Origin of the sequence: Teichococcus wenyumeiae, from assembly GCF_003696345.1 — a bacterium.
In the GTDB taxonomy this organism is placed as follows: Bacteria; Pseudomonadota; Alphaproteobacteria; order Acetobacterales; family Acetobacteraceae; genus Pseudoroseomonas; species Pseudoroseomonas wenyumeiae.
In genome coordinates this window covers 244342-259000 of sequence record NZ_RFLX01000001.1, presented here as the reverse complement: position 1 = coordinate 259000, position 14659 = coordinate 244342, and the positions used below count along the sequence as shown (strand labels likewise).

The 14659-nt window shown below is 69.9% G+C and carries 12 protein-coding genes; 5 read left to right on the top strand and 7 right to left on the bottom strand.

Features of this window, described 5'->3' with window-relative positions:
- The first annotated feature begins 91 nt into the window (after positions 1-91).
- Positions 92-1669, top strand: a complete 1578-nt coding sequence (gene purH / locus EBE87_RS01225; protein ID WP_120639573.1) for a bifunctional phosphoribosylaminoimidazolecarboxamide formyltransferase/IMP cyclohydrolase — start codon at positions 92-94, stop codon at positions 1667-1669.
- A gap of 166 nt (positions 1670-1835) precedes the next feature.
- On the opposite strand, the gene EBE87_RS01220 is transcribed toward purH, so the two are convergent.
- On the bottom strand, positions 1836-2393 hold the full coding sequence (locus tag EBE87_RS01220; RefSeq protein WP_120639574.1) for a manganese efflux pump MntP: 558 nt from the start codon (positions 2391-2393) through the stop codon (positions 1836-1838).
- A gap of 467 nt (positions 2394-2860) precedes the next feature.
- On the opposite strand from EBE87_RS01220, the gene EBE87_RS01215 reads away from it, so the two are divergent.
- The 3 genes from EBE87_RS01215 (at position 2861) to EBE87_RS01205 (ending at position 5324) form a co-directional block, all read left to right on the top strand.
- A complete protein-coding gene (locus EBE87_RS01215; RefSeq protein WP_120639575.1) occupies positions 2861-4120 on the top strand; it encodes a DNA recombination protein RmuC in 1260 nt (419 codons plus the stop codon).
- A 124-nt stretch (positions 4121-4244) separates the two neighbouring features.
- Complete coding sequence (locus EBE87_RS01210) at positions 4245-4787, top strand: MOSC domain-containing protein (RefSeq protein WP_120639576.1); 543 nt, start codon at positions 4245-4247, stop codon at positions 4785-4787.
- Between the two features lie 108 nt (positions 4788-4895).
- Positions 4896-5324, top strand: a complete 429-nt coding sequence (locus tag EBE87_RS01205) for an organic hydroperoxide resistance protein (RefSeq protein ID WP_120639577.1) — start codon at positions 4896-4898, stop codon at positions 5322-5324.
- Between the two features lie 24 nt (positions 5325-5348).
- Here EBE87_RS01205 and EBE87_RS01200 read toward each other — a convergent pair whose 3' ends face one another.
- Together EBE87_RS01200 and EBE87_RS01195 are read right to left on the bottom strand one after the other, a co-directional pair.
- Positions 5349-8057 carry a tetratricopeptide repeat protein gene (locus EBE87_RS01200; protein ID WP_122139829.1) on the bottom strand — a complete coding sequence of 903 codons (2709 nt, stop codon included), beginning with the start codon at positions 8055-8057 and terminating at the stop codon, positions 5349-5351.
- Between the two features lie 13 nt (positions 8058-8070).
- A complete protein-coding gene (locus tag EBE87_RS01195) occupies positions 8071-9597 on the bottom strand; it encodes an NTP transferase domain-containing protein (RefSeq protein WP_120641042.1) in 1527 nt (508 codons plus the stop codon).
- A 243-nt stretch (positions 9598-9840) separates the two neighbouring features.
- On the opposite strand from EBE87_RS01195, the gene EBE87_RS01190 reads away from it, so the two are divergent.
- Positions 9841-10764 carry a DnaJ C-terminal domain-containing protein gene (locus tag EBE87_RS01190; protein ID WP_120641043.1) on the top strand — a complete coding sequence of 308 codons (924 nt, stop codon included), beginning with the start codon at positions 9841-9843 and terminating at the stop codon, positions 10762-10764.
- A gap of 54 nt (positions 10765-10818) precedes the next feature.
- Here EBE87_RS01190 and EBE87_RS01185 read toward each other — a convergent pair whose 3' ends face one another.
- The 4 genes from EBE87_RS01185 to EBE87_RS01170 all read right to left on the bottom strand — a co-directional run bounded on the left by EBE87_RS01185 (position 10819) and on the right by EBE87_RS01170 (position 14647).
- A complete protein-coding gene (locus tag EBE87_RS01185; RefSeq protein WP_122139828.1) occupies positions 10819-11571 on the bottom strand; it encodes a superoxide dismutase in 753 nt (250 codons plus the stop codon).
- A gap of 66 nt (positions 11572-11637) precedes the next feature.
- The gene (locus tag EBE87_RS01180) at positions 11638-12417 is read right to left on the bottom strand and encodes an ABC transporter permease (protein WP_120639707.1); all 780 of its coding nucleotides are present in this window, start codon (positions 12415-12417) and stop codon (positions 11638-11640) included.
- Positions 12414-13538, bottom strand: a complete 1125-nt coding sequence (locus EBE87_RS01175; RefSeq protein ID WP_233553338.1) for an ABC transporter permease — start codon at positions 13536-13538, stop codon at positions 12414-12416. Before EBE87_RS01175 ends, EBE87_RS01180 begins: the two co-directional genes overlap by 4 nt.
- Positions 13539-13600: 62 nt before the next feature.
- Positions 13601-14647 carry an ABC transporter substrate-binding protein gene (locus tag EBE87_RS01170; protein ID WP_120639709.1) on the bottom strand — a complete coding sequence of 349 codons (1047 nt, stop codon included), beginning with the start codon at positions 14645-14647 and terminating at the stop codon, positions 13601-13603.
- Between the last annotated feature and the right edge of the window lie 12 nt (positions 14648-14659).

Sequence of the window (14659 nt, the reverse complement as noted above, 5' to 3'; positions counted from 1 at the left end):
GGGGCAGACCTGCGCCGCCCTCGGTTGAGCCGGGCGGCGCAACGGTCTATCCCGGCGCGGAACGCGCCACCCGGCCCGAAAGGTTTGCCGCATGACCGACCTGGTACCCATCCGCCGCGCCCTTATCTCGGTGCATGACAAGACCGGCCTGGTCGACTTCGCCCGCGTCCTGACAGGCAAGGGGGTGGAGATCCTCTCCACCGGCGGCACCGCGCGCCTGCTGCGCGACTCCGGCATCGCGGTGGTCGAGGTTTCCGACCACACCGGCTTCCCCGAGATCCTGGATGGCCGGGTGAAGACCCTGGTGCCGCAGATCCATGGCGGCCTGCTGGGCCGGCGCGACGACCCGAAGCACGTCTCGCAGATGGAGGAGCACAGGATCGCGCCGATCGACCTGCTCGTCTCCAACCTCTACCCCTTCGAGGCCACGGTGGCGAAGGGCGCCTCCTACGAGGAGACGGTGGAGGAGATCGACATCGGCGGCCCCGCCCTGACCCGCGCGGCGGCCAAGAACCACGCCGACGTGGCCGTGGTGACCCACCCCGGCCAGATGGCCGAGCTGCAGGCCGAGATCGAGCAGACCGGCGGCACGTCGCTGGTCACCCGCAAGAAGCTGGCCGCCGCCGCCTTCGCCCGCACGGCGGCCTATGACACCGCCATCTCCACTTGGTTCGCGCAGAAGCTGGAGCAGGACTTCCCGCCCAGCCTAGCCGTCGCCGGCATCCTGAAGCAGACGCTCCGCTACGGCGAGAACCCGCACCAGCAGGCTGCCTTCTACACCGACGGCAGCAACCGCCCCGGCATCGCGACCGCCACCCAGGTGCAGGGCAAGGAACTCTCCTTCAACAACCTGAACGACACCGACGCCGCCTTCGAATGCGTCGCCGAGTTCGACGCGCCCTCCATCGTCATCGTCAAGCACGCCAACCCTTGCGGCGTGGCCAGCGCGGAGAGCATGGCCGCCGCCTGGGACTTGGCGCTGCGCTGCGACCCGGTCTCGGCCTTCGGCGGCATCATCGCCGCCAACCGCCAGCTGGACGCCGCCGCCGCCGAGAAGATCTCCGCCATCTTCACCGAGGTCGTGGTGGCCCCGGATGCGGATGAGGAAGCCAAGGCGATCTTCGCCCGCAAGAAGAACCTGCGCCTGCTGCTGACCGGCGGCCTGCCGGACGCGGCGGCACCGGGGCGCATCATCCGCTCCGTCTCCGGCGGCTTCCTGGCGCAGTCCCGCGATGCCGGCCGCGTCAGCCGGGAAAGCCTGAAGGTGGTGACCAAGCGCGCGCCGACCGAGCAGGAGATGGCCGACCTGCTCTTCGCCTTCCGCGTCTGCAAGCACGTGAAGTCCAACGCCATCGTCTATGCCAAGGGCGGTGCCACGGTGGGCATCGGCGCCGGGCAGATGAGCCGGGTGGACAGCGCCCGCATCGCCGCCTGGAAGAGCGCCGAGGCCGCCAAGGCCGCCGGCCTCGCGGCGCCACTGGCGCACGGCTCGGTGGTGGCCTCCGACGCCTTCTTCCCCTTCGCCGACGGTTTGCAGGCGGCGGCGGCGGCGGGCGCCACGGCGGTGATCCAGCCGGGTGGCTCCATCCGCGACAACGAGGTGATCGCGGCGGCCGACGAGGCCGGGCTGGCCATGGTGCTGACGGGGATGCGCCACTTCCGGCACTGAAAGCCGGGGAAAGTCTGGGGGAATGAATTCCCCCAGGCCCCCTTCTTTCTTCTTCGGGTTCACGGGTGCGCCTGCGGCGGCACCCGTTTTTTTATGCCCGGTTCCCGGTGCCGGGCGGAGCTTGGCCCGTATCGAACAGGCTGATCGCCCGAGCGGATGCCGGCGCTCAGGCCAGCAGGTGTTCGTACAGGATGCTGGAACCCAGCAGGATCAGCGCCGCGCCGCCCAGGCCCTCGGCCCAGCGGCCGAAGCGCCTGCCCAGCAGGCGCCCCGCCAGCATTCCGCCTGTGGCCATGCAGAAGGTCGCGAAGCCGATCGCGGCCGCGATGACCCAGATATTGATCTCCAGGAAGGCCAGTGAGACGCCCACCGCCATGGCGTCCAGGCTGGTGCCCACCGCCGTCGCCACCAGCACCCAGAACGAGCGGCCGGACGGTGCCTCGTCCTCCTGGCGCCGCATCGCCTCCAGCAGCATGCGGCCGCCGACCAGGCCCAGCAGCACAAAGGCGATCCAATGGTCCACGGCGGTGACGAAGCCCGCCGCCATTGTGCCAGCCCCCCAGCCGATGACGGGCGTGCTGGCCTCGATCACGCCGAACACGGCGCCCGCCCGCATGGCATCGCCCCAATGGGTCCGCTCGGCCGCGGCGCCACGCCCGATGGAGGCCGCGAAGGCGTCCACGGACATGCTGACAGCAAGGATCATGATGGCAATGGGGGTCATTGCACCGGCTCCAGCGGGCGAAACGGAGACGGATCTGCGGAATGCCCAGGCCCCACGGTCCATCTCGGTCTTGCTGGGCCGCAATGCGGCTTGACCGGACCACGTGCCCATCAGCACGAGTATGTTGACCCGGTTCCGCCCGGTGGGCGGTAGCTACTCCCCGATCGCCGCCGTGTAGTCGCGGGCACTCCTGCGCGCAAGAATAAACTTGGAAAAACAATGGTTTGTAGTTTTGTCTCGGATGTCCAGCCAAGGCTACAAACCGAGCAGGAAGCATGACGGCCGGAATGCCGGGCCCTTGCTCCGGCTCTTTCCGATCAGGTTTCCCCAGCCTTCAGGCCTTGGACCCAGACTCGAAGAAGAAAGATGGGGGTCCGGGGGAATTCATTCCCTCGGCCTTTCCCTTTCGCCTCTTGCACCCGCCACGGCCACGCGGGAATGCTGCCTCATGGAACGCAGGGTGAACGATGTCTGAGACCATGCTGTTGGTCGCCGTGGCGGCCTTGGGGGTGCTGGTGCTGCTGCTGGCGGTGGCGGCCCTGCGCCGCCCGGCGGGTGCCGACCCGACCGAGGCCTTTGCCCTGCTGGCGGGCAAGCTGGAGGCGGTGGCGGCGACGCAGGAGCGGCTCGCGGGTTCGACGCTGGACCGGCTGGCGCAGCAGGACCGGGCCCTGGCTGAGCGGCTGGAGTCCGGCGCCCGGCGGATGGACGAGGCCCTGGCCGCCCAGAACCGCCGCATGGCCGAGGACCGGCTGGCGAGCGCCGACCGGCTGGCCCAGGTGGCCGAATCGCTGAACGGCGCCATCGCCGCGCAGAACCAGCGGCTGGATGCCGCCCTGGCAGGGCAGGGGGAGAAGCTGTCCCGCACCCTGGCGGAGCAGGCGCAGCGGGCGCAGGAAACGGCGGGGCAGATCCATGAGCGGCTGGCGGTGATCGATGCCGCCCGGCAGAACATGGAGGCGCTGGGGACGCAGGTCGGCACGCTGGCCTCCATCCTGGGCAACAAGCAGTCGCGCGGCGCCTTTGGCGAGATGCAGCTGCGGCAGTTGATCGAGGACCGGCTGCCGCCGGAGGGCTTCTCCTGGCAGCATGTGCTGTCCAACGGCACGCGCTGCGATTGCCTGATTCGCCTGCCGCATCCGCCGGGGCCGGTGGTGGTGGACAGCAAGTTCCCGCTGGAAGCCTGGCAGGCGCTGCGCGACGCGGGCGAGGATGTCGGCGCCCGCACCGCCGCCGCGCGGCAGTTCTCGGCCGATATGCGCAGGCATGTGGACGACATCTCGAAGAAATACCTGATCGCGGGGGAGACGGCGGAGGCCGCCATTCTCTTCGTGCCGTCCGAGGCCGTTTTCGCGGAACTCCATACCGGCTTCGCCGCCGTGGTGGACGAGGCGCAGCGACGGCGGGTCTATGTCGCTTCCCCCACCACGCTCTGGGCCATGCTGAGCGCGATGCGGGCGCTGATGCAGGATGTGCGGATGCGTGCCCAGGCCGGCCGCATCCAGGAGGAAGTGGGGCGGCTGGTGGAGGATGTCTCCCGCCTCAATGCCCGCGTCGGCGGGCTGAAGCGGCATTTCGACCAGGCGCAGGACGATATCCGCCAGATCGAGATCAGCACCGACAAGATCGTCCGCCGTGGCGGGCGCATCGAATCGGTGGAGCTGGAGGATGCGGCGCTGCCGGCGCCGGCGGGCGAGAGCGGCGGCCCGGCCAGCCTGGCCGGATAAGTGCCGCGTCCTGTCCGCGCCCGGCGGCCTGCCGGGCGGGGAAAGGCCGGCGCGGCGTTGAAAGCGGCTTTCCGCCGCCGGCCGGGGCTGGCATCCAGCGGCTGGCAGCCGGAAGGGGCAGGGCATGCAAGGCAGGATTGTCTCGGTCGGGCGCAGCCCGGTGCATGGCTTCAGCAAGCCAACCTGCGGCAGCATCACCCTGCTGGCCGGCCTGGGCGTGGAAGGCGATGCCCATGCCGGGGCGCAGGTGAAGCACCGCTCCCGCGTGGCGGCGGACCCGACCCAGCCCAACCTGCGCCAGGTGCATCTGTTCCACGCCGAGATGCTGGCGGAACTGGCGCATCGCGGCTTCGTGCTGGCGCCGGGCGATATCGGCGAGAATGTCACCACCGCGGGCCTCGACCTGCTGGCGCTGCCGCAGGACACGCTGCTCCATCTGGGCGATGAAGCGGTGCTGCGGGTGACCGGCCTGCGTAACCCCTGCACCCAGCTGGATGCCTTCCGCCCCGGATTGATGCGCGCCCTGCTGGGGCGGGATGCGGAAGGGCGGTTGTTGCGCCTCGCCGGCATCATGGCGGTGGTGCTGCGGGGCGGCACCCTGCGCCCGGGCGATGCGCTGCGGGCCGAGCTGCCGCCCCCGCCGCACCGTCCGTTGGACCGGGTCTGAGCGCATCCTCCCCCATCCTGCGGCGTTGCTTCCCCTTGTGTGGCGCCGCTGGCCACCGACATACCGGGACAAGAGCGGCGTCTTGGCCGTCCTGCAGGAGAGAAACCGATGTCCGTTGATGTGAAATACACCACCTCCGCCACCGCGACCGGCGGCCGCGACGGCCGCGCCACCACCAAGGACGGCTCGCTGGACGTGAAGATGGCGCCGCCGAAGGAAATGGGCGGCAGCGGCGACGGCAACAACCCGGAGCAGCTCTTTGCCGCCGGCTATTCCGCCTGCTTCCTGGGCGCCATGAAGGCCGTGGCCGGGCAGGACAAGAGCCTGCCGCGCGTGCCGAACGATGCCACCGTCACCGCCACCGTGGGCATCGGCCCGCGCTCGGAAGGCGGCTTCGGCATCACCGCCGCGCTGGAGATCTCGCTGCCCGGCGTCGACAAGGCGCAGGCCGAGACGCTGGTGCAGAAGGCGCACCAGGTCTGCCCCTATTCCAATGCCACCCGCAACAATGTCGATGTGAAGCTGACGGTGGTCTGACCGGCAGCGGCCGCGCGCTCCCCTTCAGGGGCGCGCGGCCAGCCAATCGGCGAAAAGCGCCTCGGCCAGGGCGCGCGGCGAATGCGCCGCGAAATCGGCCACCACCTCCGCCATGCCGAAATCCGCCAGGCCGATGCAATGCTCGGCCCCGCGCATATAGACGGTGCGCGACTGCACGCCGTCCGGCGCGCAGAGCGCCAGCAGGTCGCAGAGGCCGGAGCGGACGCCGGCGAAATAGCCGCATTCCGCCACGAAGCCCGGCAGTTCCCGCAGGTCCAGGTCCAGTTCCGGCACGCCCGCTTCGCCGAAGAGGCTTTCGGTGGCGTTGTTGTTGGTGGCGTTCATGGCCACCGTGAAGCCCGCCTCCCGGAACAGCGTAATGGCTTCCCGCCACATGTCGCGGAAATGGTTGAAGCGGCTGGAGGTGAGGGAGAAGAGCGTATTGGCGAGCGGCGACAGGAAGACCGTGCGCCCCCGCTTCAGCCCCAGTTCCGCGAAGCGCCGGCGGGCGGCCTCGTTCCAGGATGGCGGCGGGGCGATGGGCGGGCGCTCCGGCACGAAGCGCTCCGGCAGCAGCGCGGCGCCGGAGAGCATCACCGCCACCAGCTTCTCCCACAGGAAGTTGCTGGCCAGGGACCGGTCGGCCAGCCGGGGCAGTTCCTGGCCGCGGAACCAGGGATTCTCGTAGAAGAGGGACACGTTGCCGGGCGCCAGGCGGTTCAGCGCCAGTGGCGCCGGCACGGCCATGTCATTCGGGATGGGCTCGAAGCTCAGGCCGGGCACGGCGCCGAAGAACTCGGTCAGGGCGGTGCGGCTGGCCCGGTGCAGCACATGCACCGGCTGGCCGGAGGCGCGGGTGAAGGCCGCGAAGCCAGCCAGGTAGAGCAGCGTGTCGCCGACATTGCCGGTGCTCAGCACGGTGACGATGCCGGGCCGCTCCGGCCGCAGGAAGGGCTGGCCATAGCGGCGGGTGACGAAGGCGCCGATGGCGGCGATGCCGTCCTGGTCCCCGGCGCGCAGCAGTTCCGCCAGATGCGCGCCGGTGGCGGCGATATGGGTGAAGCCGGAAGCGAAGGCGGCGAGCTGGTCCACCGCCGGGCCGGGCGCCTGCTCCCGCGGCAGGGCCGCGCCGCCATGGCGCAGCAGGTGCCCCACCAGCGTCGGCGCGCCCAGCGCCACGGCGGGGATGGTGATGCCCGGCGCGCCGCAGCCGTTCAGCGCCACCGTCAGCGCCTGCATGCCGCGCCGCTGCAACTGGTCGCCCAGGCCGGATGCGCGTTGCAGCAGCAGCGCGAGGCTCTCCGCCAGCACCTGCGGCCCACGCGCCGCCAGGCGGCGCAGCAGGGGCGCCATCTCCGCCCCCTCCAGCCCCTGTTGCTCCGGGATCAGGGACAGGGCGCGCTGCAGCCCGGCGAGCAGCAGCCCCTTGTCCTCCGCCTCGTCCATGACGCGGCCATAGCTTTCCAGCGCCGCGGCATGGTCGCCGGCCATTTCCTCGAGGGCGCCGGCCTTGAGGCTCAGCTCCAGGCTTTTGAAGGCATGGCCGCGGCGGTGGAAGTAGTCCTGGCCCATCCGCGCCAGCGGCAGGCCGATCGCTGGCGCGTTGCGCCGGATGCAAAGGTCGGCCAGGCGGTAGAAGAGCCCGCCATCCTCCAGGGTCAGCGGCTGGCACAGCAGCGTGGCGGCATCATGTTGCCCGGCCAGGGCAAGGATCAGGTCGGGCTCCAGCCAGAGCAGGGACAGCGGCAGGGCGGAAGCCTGCGGCAGCGGGTGGCCGGCCTGGACCTGGCGGCGCAGCAGGAAGCGGAACCAGGCGGCTTCCATGGCGAAATAGCCGTGGCTGCTGGCGCGGGAGGCCGCCTCCGCCACATCGGATTGCGGCTGGATCAGTTCGGGCAGCAGGGCCGCCGCCTCGGCGGTGGCGTCATGGCCGGCGCGGGCCAGGTCGCGCAGCCGGGCCTCGCGCCGCAGCAGCGCCTCGGCCGCCGGGCGGTCCGGCAGGGTGTCTGGCAGCGCGGCGGCGGCGGCCTCCCACTGCCCGCCCAAATAGGCCTGCAGCAGCGGCGGCGGCACCAGCGGCTCCGTGCCCCGCAGGGCGGGGGCGGGCTGTGGCAGCCCGGCGGCATCCAGCGGCGCGACCCAGGGCCGGCCCGCCGCTTCCAGCGCCTGCGCCAGGGACTGGTCGGGTTCGGGCCGGGGCTCGGGCTTCGGTTCCGGCGGTGGCGCCACCCGCGGCATGGCGGGGCGCGAAGAGGCCAGCCAGGGCTGCTCGGCCAGGAGGCCGGCAGAGTCCCCGGCGGCCTCCGCCTCGCCGCGCGCCAGGGCAAGGCGGGCCCGCACCAGGCGGCCGGCGAGTTCCGGCGTCAGCAAGGGCAGCGTGGCTTCCAGCCGCTCCACCCGCTGCGCCGCCGCCTCGTCTTCCGGCGCCTGCGACAGGGCGGCGCGGAAGAAGGCCAGGGCCTCGGCCGGGCGGCCGGCATCGAGGCTGTGGCGCCCGAAGGCATGCAGCACCGCGGGGTCCGCCGGCGCCAGGGCCAGGGCCTGGAGCAGCGGCTGCTCCGCGGCGTCGGGCCGCCCGGCCTCGGCCAGGGCATGGGCCAGTTGCAGAAGGGCCGAGGGGTCCTGCGGCTGGCTTTCGGCCAGTTCACGGAAGAAGCGGGCTGCGGTGTCCCAGTCGTCGCGCTCGCCGGCCATCTCGGCCGCTTGCCGCAGCAGTTCCGTCTCCAGGTTCATGCGGAACCCGCCTTTATCCCAGGGCTTCTTCGAGTGTCAGCAGCCCCATGAAGAAGGAGGCGAGGATGCTGTCGTAGTCGTCGCTGACATATCCGCTGAGCGAGAGCCAGATCAGCCCGTGGATGCCACGGATCTTGCGGATATCGTTGGGGCGGAACTCCTTGAAGGCCCCTTTCAGATGCGCCCAGCCGCCGGGGCGGATCTGGATGGTGATGTTGCGCTCCTGCATCTCCAGCACGAACTGGCGGCGGTTGAAATTGTCGTATTCGCCGGCCACCGAGTAATAGAGCTTCGCCCAGTCGTAATTGGCATCGCCCAGGAACCAGGACGAGCCGAACTTGCCGCGCGGGTCGATGAACCAGGGCTCACCCGCACCGTCCAGCAGCATGTTGGAGAAGGTCGGGTCGCCATGGATGAAGTTGAAGCGGTTGGGCATCACCGCGCGCACGCTGTCGCGGAACCAGTCCTCGTGCGACGGGTGCAGGATGTTGCGCACCGGCGTGCCATTGACGCGGAAGCTCTCGACCTCCTCCAGCTCCGGCAGCAGGCGGCGGATATTGGCCAGCCGCGCCAGGGTCTTGTCGGCATAGACCTCCTGGCAGACGGCATCGCTGGTGGGGCCGGATTCCAGCGCATGCAGCCCGGCCAGGCGTTCCATGATCCGCTGCAGCGCCGCCTCGCGCCCGCGCATGCTTTCGGCGAATTCGAAGGGGTGGCGGCCCTGGATGCGGCTGATGGTCAGCGGATTCTCGCTGATCAGCCGGGGCATGTTGGTGAAGCCCAGTTCCGCCGCATGGCGGTACCAGGCGGCCTCGCCTTCCAGCAGGGACTGGAACTCCGGCAGCTTGGCGCGCTTCACCACATGTTCCGGCCCGATCTCCACGCTGTTGAAGAAGCGGGCATGGCCGGCGGCGGACCATTGGTCCAGCAGCGCATCCACCGTGCCGATCTCCTTCACCGCGTTGAACTCGGCGGTGCTGGTCGGCAGGCCGGAGCGCGAGAGCCAGTCCACGAATTCGCCGGCGCGTGGCATCTCCCGCAGCATGCCGGCGCGCGGAAAGGCGAAGAGGCCGATGATGCCCGTGGTATCGGAACGCTTCTCCACCAATCTGCCGCCCGGCTGCACGGACCAGCGGCAGGTGAAGGACTGGGTGGTGCCCACCACCACGCTGTCCGTGGCGGCGATGGCCGGCGGCTCATCGAATTTCAGGTCGCACCAGACCACCGTCACCGGTTCCTCCGGCGGAATCCTGGAAACGGCCTCGGGGATGCCGGCGACATTGCCGGTGGTGCCATCCACCTGCACGATCTCGAAATCCACCTCCGGCCGGAAGACCTCCAGGAAGCGGGTGACGATATCCTTCTTGTAATCGGAGATGATCAGGAAGCGGGCATCGGGGAAGGCATCGAAGGTGTGGTAGATAAGCGGCTTGCCGTCCACCGGAACAAGGCATTTCGGCTTGTTCCAGCTGTATTGTTCGAGACGGGTACCCTTGCCGCCAGCCTGCACGATGACATTCATGACCTTGGGCGGCATCATGATCTCTCTGATTGCTGAAGCGGGGACTGTATCGTGGAGGTCCAGCACTGTGAAGGCGGTCCCGATGCAGACGGATTACTGTACAGTGAATGAATGATTTGATCATGTTCATGTAAATTTTAAAATTAACGACCTGACATGCAGTCGCCATCTTGAAACATTACGCCTGCCGCGCCCACCTGATGCGTGACCGAGAGGCCAGGGCAACCCGGCGTGGCCTTGGGCAAGGAGTGGCAAGAACAGATGGCGAGGGATCCCTACGAGGTGCTGGGTGTGGCGCGCGGGGCCAGTGAGGCTGAAATCCGCAGTGCGTATCGCAAGCTGGCCAAACGCCATCACCCCGACATGAATCCGGACAATAAGCAGGCCGAGGAACGCTTCAAGGAAGCCTCGGCGGCACACGCGATCTTGTCCGACCCCGAGAAGCGCGCGCGCTTCGACCGCGGCGAAATCGATGCCGACGGGCAGGAAAGGGCGCCCTTCGGCTTCGGCGGCGGGCGCTCTTCCGGCACGGCGGGCGGCACGGGCTTCGGCGGCACGGCGGGCTTTGGTGGGGGCGAGGATTTCTCGGACATCTTTTCGGAGCTGTTTGGCCGCAGCCGGGCTGGCGGGGAAAGCCGCCGCATGCGCGGCCAGGATCAGCAATACCGCCTGAGCATCGACTTCCTGGACAGCATCCGCGGCGCCACGCGGCGGCTGACGCTGCCGGATGGCCGCAGCCTGGAGGTCAAGGTGCCCGCCGGCATCGAGGATGGCCAGACCATGCGGCTGCGGGGCCAGGGCGGCCCCGGCATCCAGGGCGGCCCCGCCGGCGACGCGCTGATCGAGATTTCCGTGACGCCGCACCCGCTGTTCCGGCGCGAGGGCGACAACATCCATGTCGAGGTGCCGGTGACGCTGGCGGAGGCGGTGCTGGGCGGCAAGATCACCGTGCCCACGCCGACCGGCCATGTCAGCGTGACGGTGCCGAAGCATTCCGATACCGGCACCCGGCTGCGGCTGCGCGGCAAGGGCGTCGCCGCGCGGGCAGGCAAGCATGCCGGCGATGAATACGTGACGCTGCGCCTGGTGACCGGCCCGGTGGACGCGGCGCTGGAGCAGGCCTTGCGCGACTGGGCGGAACGCCATGCCGACTTCGATGCCCGGGCGGCGCTGGCGGAAAGCTGAGGCCGGAGGGGCGCCTGGGCTGTTGCAGGCCTCGAGGCGCGCCCTCCGCTGCGATCAGATCCGCAGTGTTCCCGCCTTGGCGGCGGCATAGCGCTCGTTCACCTTCGACCAGTCCACCACGTTCCACCAGGCCGCCAGGTATTCCGGCCGGCGGTTCTGGTACTTCAGGTAATAGGCGTGTTCCCACACGTCATTGCCGAAGAGCACCTTGATGCCATCCATCAGCGGCGTCTCCTGGTTGGGGCGGGTGGTCAGGTTCAACCGCCCTTCGCGGTCCACCGTCACGAAGACCCAGCCGGAACCGAAGACGCGCGCGCCGGCGCCGTTGAAATCCGCCTTCATCTTGTCGAAGCCGCCGAGGTCGCGGGTGATGGCCTCCGCCAGCTCGCCCGTGGGCGCCTCGCCCTTGCCGCCCATGATCTGCCAGAACATGGCATGGTTGGCATGGCCGCCGGCATTGTTGCGGAGGGTGGTGCGGACGCTTTCCGGGGCTTCGGAGAGGTTGGCCAGCAGCTCCTCCAGCGGCAGGGCGGCGAGGCGGCCGTGGTCCTTCAGCGCGGCGTTGAGGTTGGCGACATAGGCCACATGGTGCTTGTCGTGGTGCAGCTCCATGGTGGCGGCGTCGATATGCGGCTCATTGGCATTGGCGGCATAGGGCAGGGGCGGCAGCACATGCGGGCCATCCGCCGGGGCGGCCTGGGCCCAGGCGCGGCGCGGCGCGGCGAAAAGCCCGCCCGCCAGCAGCAGGGCCCCGCCGGCCAGCGCGCCGCGCCGGCCAAGCGAGGTGGAGGGGAGGTGAGCAGGCATGGCGCGTTCCCTTCAGACAGATGAACATGTCATCTGGGTCATGTGGCGCCGGGGTAAAGGGCTCCCCTAACGCTGGGGGCCGCGGCGCAGCAGCGTCACGGCCAGCAGCAGCAGGCAGGACAGCAGCACCATCACCATCGCCGCCGCCATGACGGTGAGGCTGATGGAGTCGTTGAGGCCGGAGAACATCTGGCGCGGCAGGGTGCGCTGGCCGGGGCCGGCGAGAAACAGCACCACCACCACCTCATCCAGGCTGATGGCGAAGGCGAAGACCGCGCCGGCCGCGACGCCGGGCGTGATCTGCGGCAGGCAGACGCGCCAGAAGGCCCGGGCCGGATTGGCGCCGCAGGCGGCGGCGGCGCGCAGCTGCACCGGGTCGAACTGCGCCAGCGCCGCCAGCACGGTGGTGACCACGAAGGGCGCCCCCAGCACGGTATGCGCCAGCAGCAGGCCGGTGAAGCTGTTGGTCAGCCCCAGCGGCCCGAAGAACAGCAGCAGCGGCACGGCGACGACGATGGCGGGCACCACCATCGGCGCCATCAGCACCGCCATCACCGCCTGCCGGCCGGGGAAACGCGCGCGCCAGAGGCCGAAGGCGGCCAGCGTGCCCAGGATGCTGGCCAGGATGGCGGTGGCCGCCCCGAGCTTCAGGCTGTTCCAGAGCGCCGGCAGCCAGAAATCCGAGGAAAAGAAATCCTGGTACCAGCGCAGCGACAGCCCCGGCAGCGGATAGGAGAGGAAGGAGCCGGCCGAGAAGGACAGCGGCAGGATCACCACCACCGGCGCCAGCAGGAACACCAGCGCCAGGATGCCGAAGGCCCAGAGGGCGATGCGGGAGGTGCTCATGCCGTGCGGGTCTTCTCGAAGCCCACCAGCCGGGCGTAGAGGCCGACCACAATGGCGACGGCCGCCAGCAGCAGGCAGGAGAGCGCGGCCGCCATGGACCAGTTGACGGTGCGGGTGGCGTAGAAGCCGACGAAATAGGACAGCATCTGGTCGTTGGCGCCCCCCAGCAGCGCCGGCGTGACGTAGAAGCCCAGCGCCTGGATGAAGACCAGCAGGCAGCCCGCCCCCACGCCCGGCAGCGACAGCGGCAGGGAGATGCGGAAGAAGGTGCGGGCCGGCGAGGCGCCGAGGGAGAGCGCCGCGCGCGGCAGCCGCCAGTCCAGCGACTTCAGCGAGGCATAGATCGGCAGCACCATGAAGGGCAGCAGGATATGCACCATGGCCAGCAGCACGGCGCCGCGGTTGAACAGCAGCGGCAGCGGCCCTTCCGTCAGGCGCAGGGATTGCAGCGCGGCATTCACCACGCCTTCCCGCTGCAGCAGCACCATCCAGGCGGCGGTGCGGACGATCAGGCTGGTCCAGAACGGCAGCAGCACGCCAGCCAGCAGCCAAGGTGCCCAGCGCGGCGGCGCGGTGGCGATCAGCCAGGCCAGCGGATAGCCGATCAGCAGCGCGATGGCGGTGGCGCTGACCGAGATCCAGAGCGTGCGCCAGAGCACGGCGCGGAAGATGGACTGGTCCGGCGGCGCGGCGGCGATATGGCCACCGGCATCCCGCTTCAGGTCCAGCACCGCCAGCAGGTGGAAATCCGAGACCGGCCCGCCGGCGCGGCGGATGGCGGCCCAGGGCGCCGGGCTGTTCCATTCGGGGGAAGCGGCCAGCACCGCCTGCCGCGCATCGCCCTGCGCCGTGGCCAGGCGGCGGGCGGTGGCGGGCAGCAGGGACCGGAAGCCCGGCCAGTCGTTGTTGAGGCGGGCGCTGGCGCGGCCGATGGCGCCGGAACCTGTTTCCTGGTCCCGTTGCCGCGCCTCGCGCAGGTCATCGGCCAGGGCGGCGAAGGCGGCATCGCCCGGCAGCCCGGCGCCGTCCCAGGAGGACAACGCCGCCACCGTGCGCGGCAGCACCGGCGGCACATCGGTTTCCTGCACCGCGCGGGCCAGGAAGGTGCCGATGGGGAGCACGAAGACCGCCAGCAGGAAGATCAGCAGCGGCGCTATCAGCAGCGCCGCGTTCAGTTTGGACTTCAGCGGGACACCCAGTTGTTGAAGCGCTGGTTCAGCGTATCGAGGTTATCGAGCCAGAACTGGTCGTTGATCTGCAGCGCGCCCTCGGCATTGGCCGGGGTGGTGGGCAGGTCGGCCAGCACGGCGGGAGTCAGCTTCGCATCGGCGCCGCGCACCGTGGTGCCATAGGGGATCATCGGCGGCAGCTTGGCGGCGACATCGGGCTGCGACCAGTAGTTCAGATAGGCCACGGCCTGCGCCTTGTTCGGGCTGCCCTTCATGATCACCCAGGAATCCAGGGTGAAGAGGTTGTTCTTCCAGGCGATGCCGAAGTTGCGGCCGTCATTCTGGTTGGCGGCGCTGATGCGGCCATTATAAGCATCCGTCATCACCACCTCGCCGCTGGCCAGCCATTGCGCCGGCTGGCTGCCACGCTCCCACCACACCAGGTCGGACTTGATGCTGTCCAGCTTGCGGAAGGCGCGGTCCACACCCTCCGGCGTGCCCAGCAGCTTGTAGACATCGCCGGGCGCCACGCCATCGGCCAGCAGCGCGATCTCCAGCGTCGTCTTCGGGCCGCGCCGCAGCCCGCGCTTGCCGGGGAACTTCTTGGTGTCGAAGAAATCGGCCCAGCCCTGCGGCCCTTCCTGCATGCGCGCCTTGTCGTAGGCCAGCACAAAGGAATAGAGGATATTGCCGACGCCGCATTCGCTGACGGCGGGGGCGATGAACTTGTCGGCGCCGCCAAGGGCCGAGAAGTCCATCTTCTCGAAGAGCCCTTCCTCGCAGCCCAGCAGCAGCTCCTCGCTCTCGACCTGCACCAGGTCCCAGTTGTTGGCGCCGGACTGGATCTTGGCGCGCAGCACGCCCACGCCGCCGTCCCAGGTCTCCTCCAGCAGCCGCGTGCCGCTCTTCTGCTGGAAGGGGCGGAAGAAGATCTCGCGCTGCGCATCCTGATAGGCGCCGCCCCAGGAGACGATGGTCAGGTCGCGCTGCTGCGCCAGGGCGGGGCCGGCCAGCAAGGCTGTGCCGAGCAACAGGGCAGCACCCAGATTTCTCCGCAACATCAGAACTCTCCC

Bases quoted from the DNA above. Each gene is read 5' to 3' on its own strand.
- purH (WP_120639573.1), top strand. From the start codon at position 92: ATGACCGACCTGGTACCCATCCGCCGCGCCCTTATCTCGGTGCATGAC.
- EBE87_RS01220 (WP_120639574.1), bottom strand. From the start codon at position 2,393: ATGACCCCCATTGCCATCATGATCCTTGCTGTCAGCATGTCCGTGGAC.
- EBE87_RS01215 (WP_120639575.1), top strand. From the start codon at position 2,861: ATGTCTGAGACCATGCTGTTGGTCGCCGTGGCGGCCTTGGGGGTGCTG.
- EBE87_RS01210 (WP_120639576.1), top strand. From the start codon at position 4,245: ATGCAAGGCAGGATTGTCTCGGTCGGGCGCAGCCCGGTGCATGGCTTC.
- EBE87_RS01205 (WP_120639577.1), top strand. From the start codon at position 4,896: ATGTCCGTTGATGTGAAATACACCACCTCCGCCACCGCGACCGGCGGC.
- EBE87_RS01200 (WP_122139829.1), bottom strand. From the start codon at position 8,057: ATGAACCTGGAGACGGAACTGCTGCGGCAAGCGGCCGAGATGGCCGGC.
- EBE87_RS01195 (WP_120641042.1), bottom strand. From the start codon at position 9,597: ATGATGCCGCCCAAGGTCATGAATGTCATCGTGCAGGCTGGCGGCAAG.
- EBE87_RS01190 (WP_120641043.1), top strand. From the start codon at position 9,841: ATGGCGAGGGATCCCTACGAGGTGCTGGGTGTGGCGCGCGGGGCCAGT.
- EBE87_RS01185 (WP_122139828.1), bottom strand. From the start codon at position 11,571: ATGCCTGCTCACCTCCCCTCCACCTCGCTTGGCCGGCGCGGCGCGCTG.
- EBE87_RS01180 (WP_120639707.1), bottom strand. From the start codon at position 12,417: ATGAGCACCTCCCGCATCGCCCTCTGGGCCTTCGGCATCCTGGCGCTG.
- EBE87_RS01170 (WP_120639709.1), bottom strand. From the start codon at position 14,647: ATGTTGCGGAGAAATCTGGGTGCTGCCCTGTTGCTCGGCACAGCCTTG.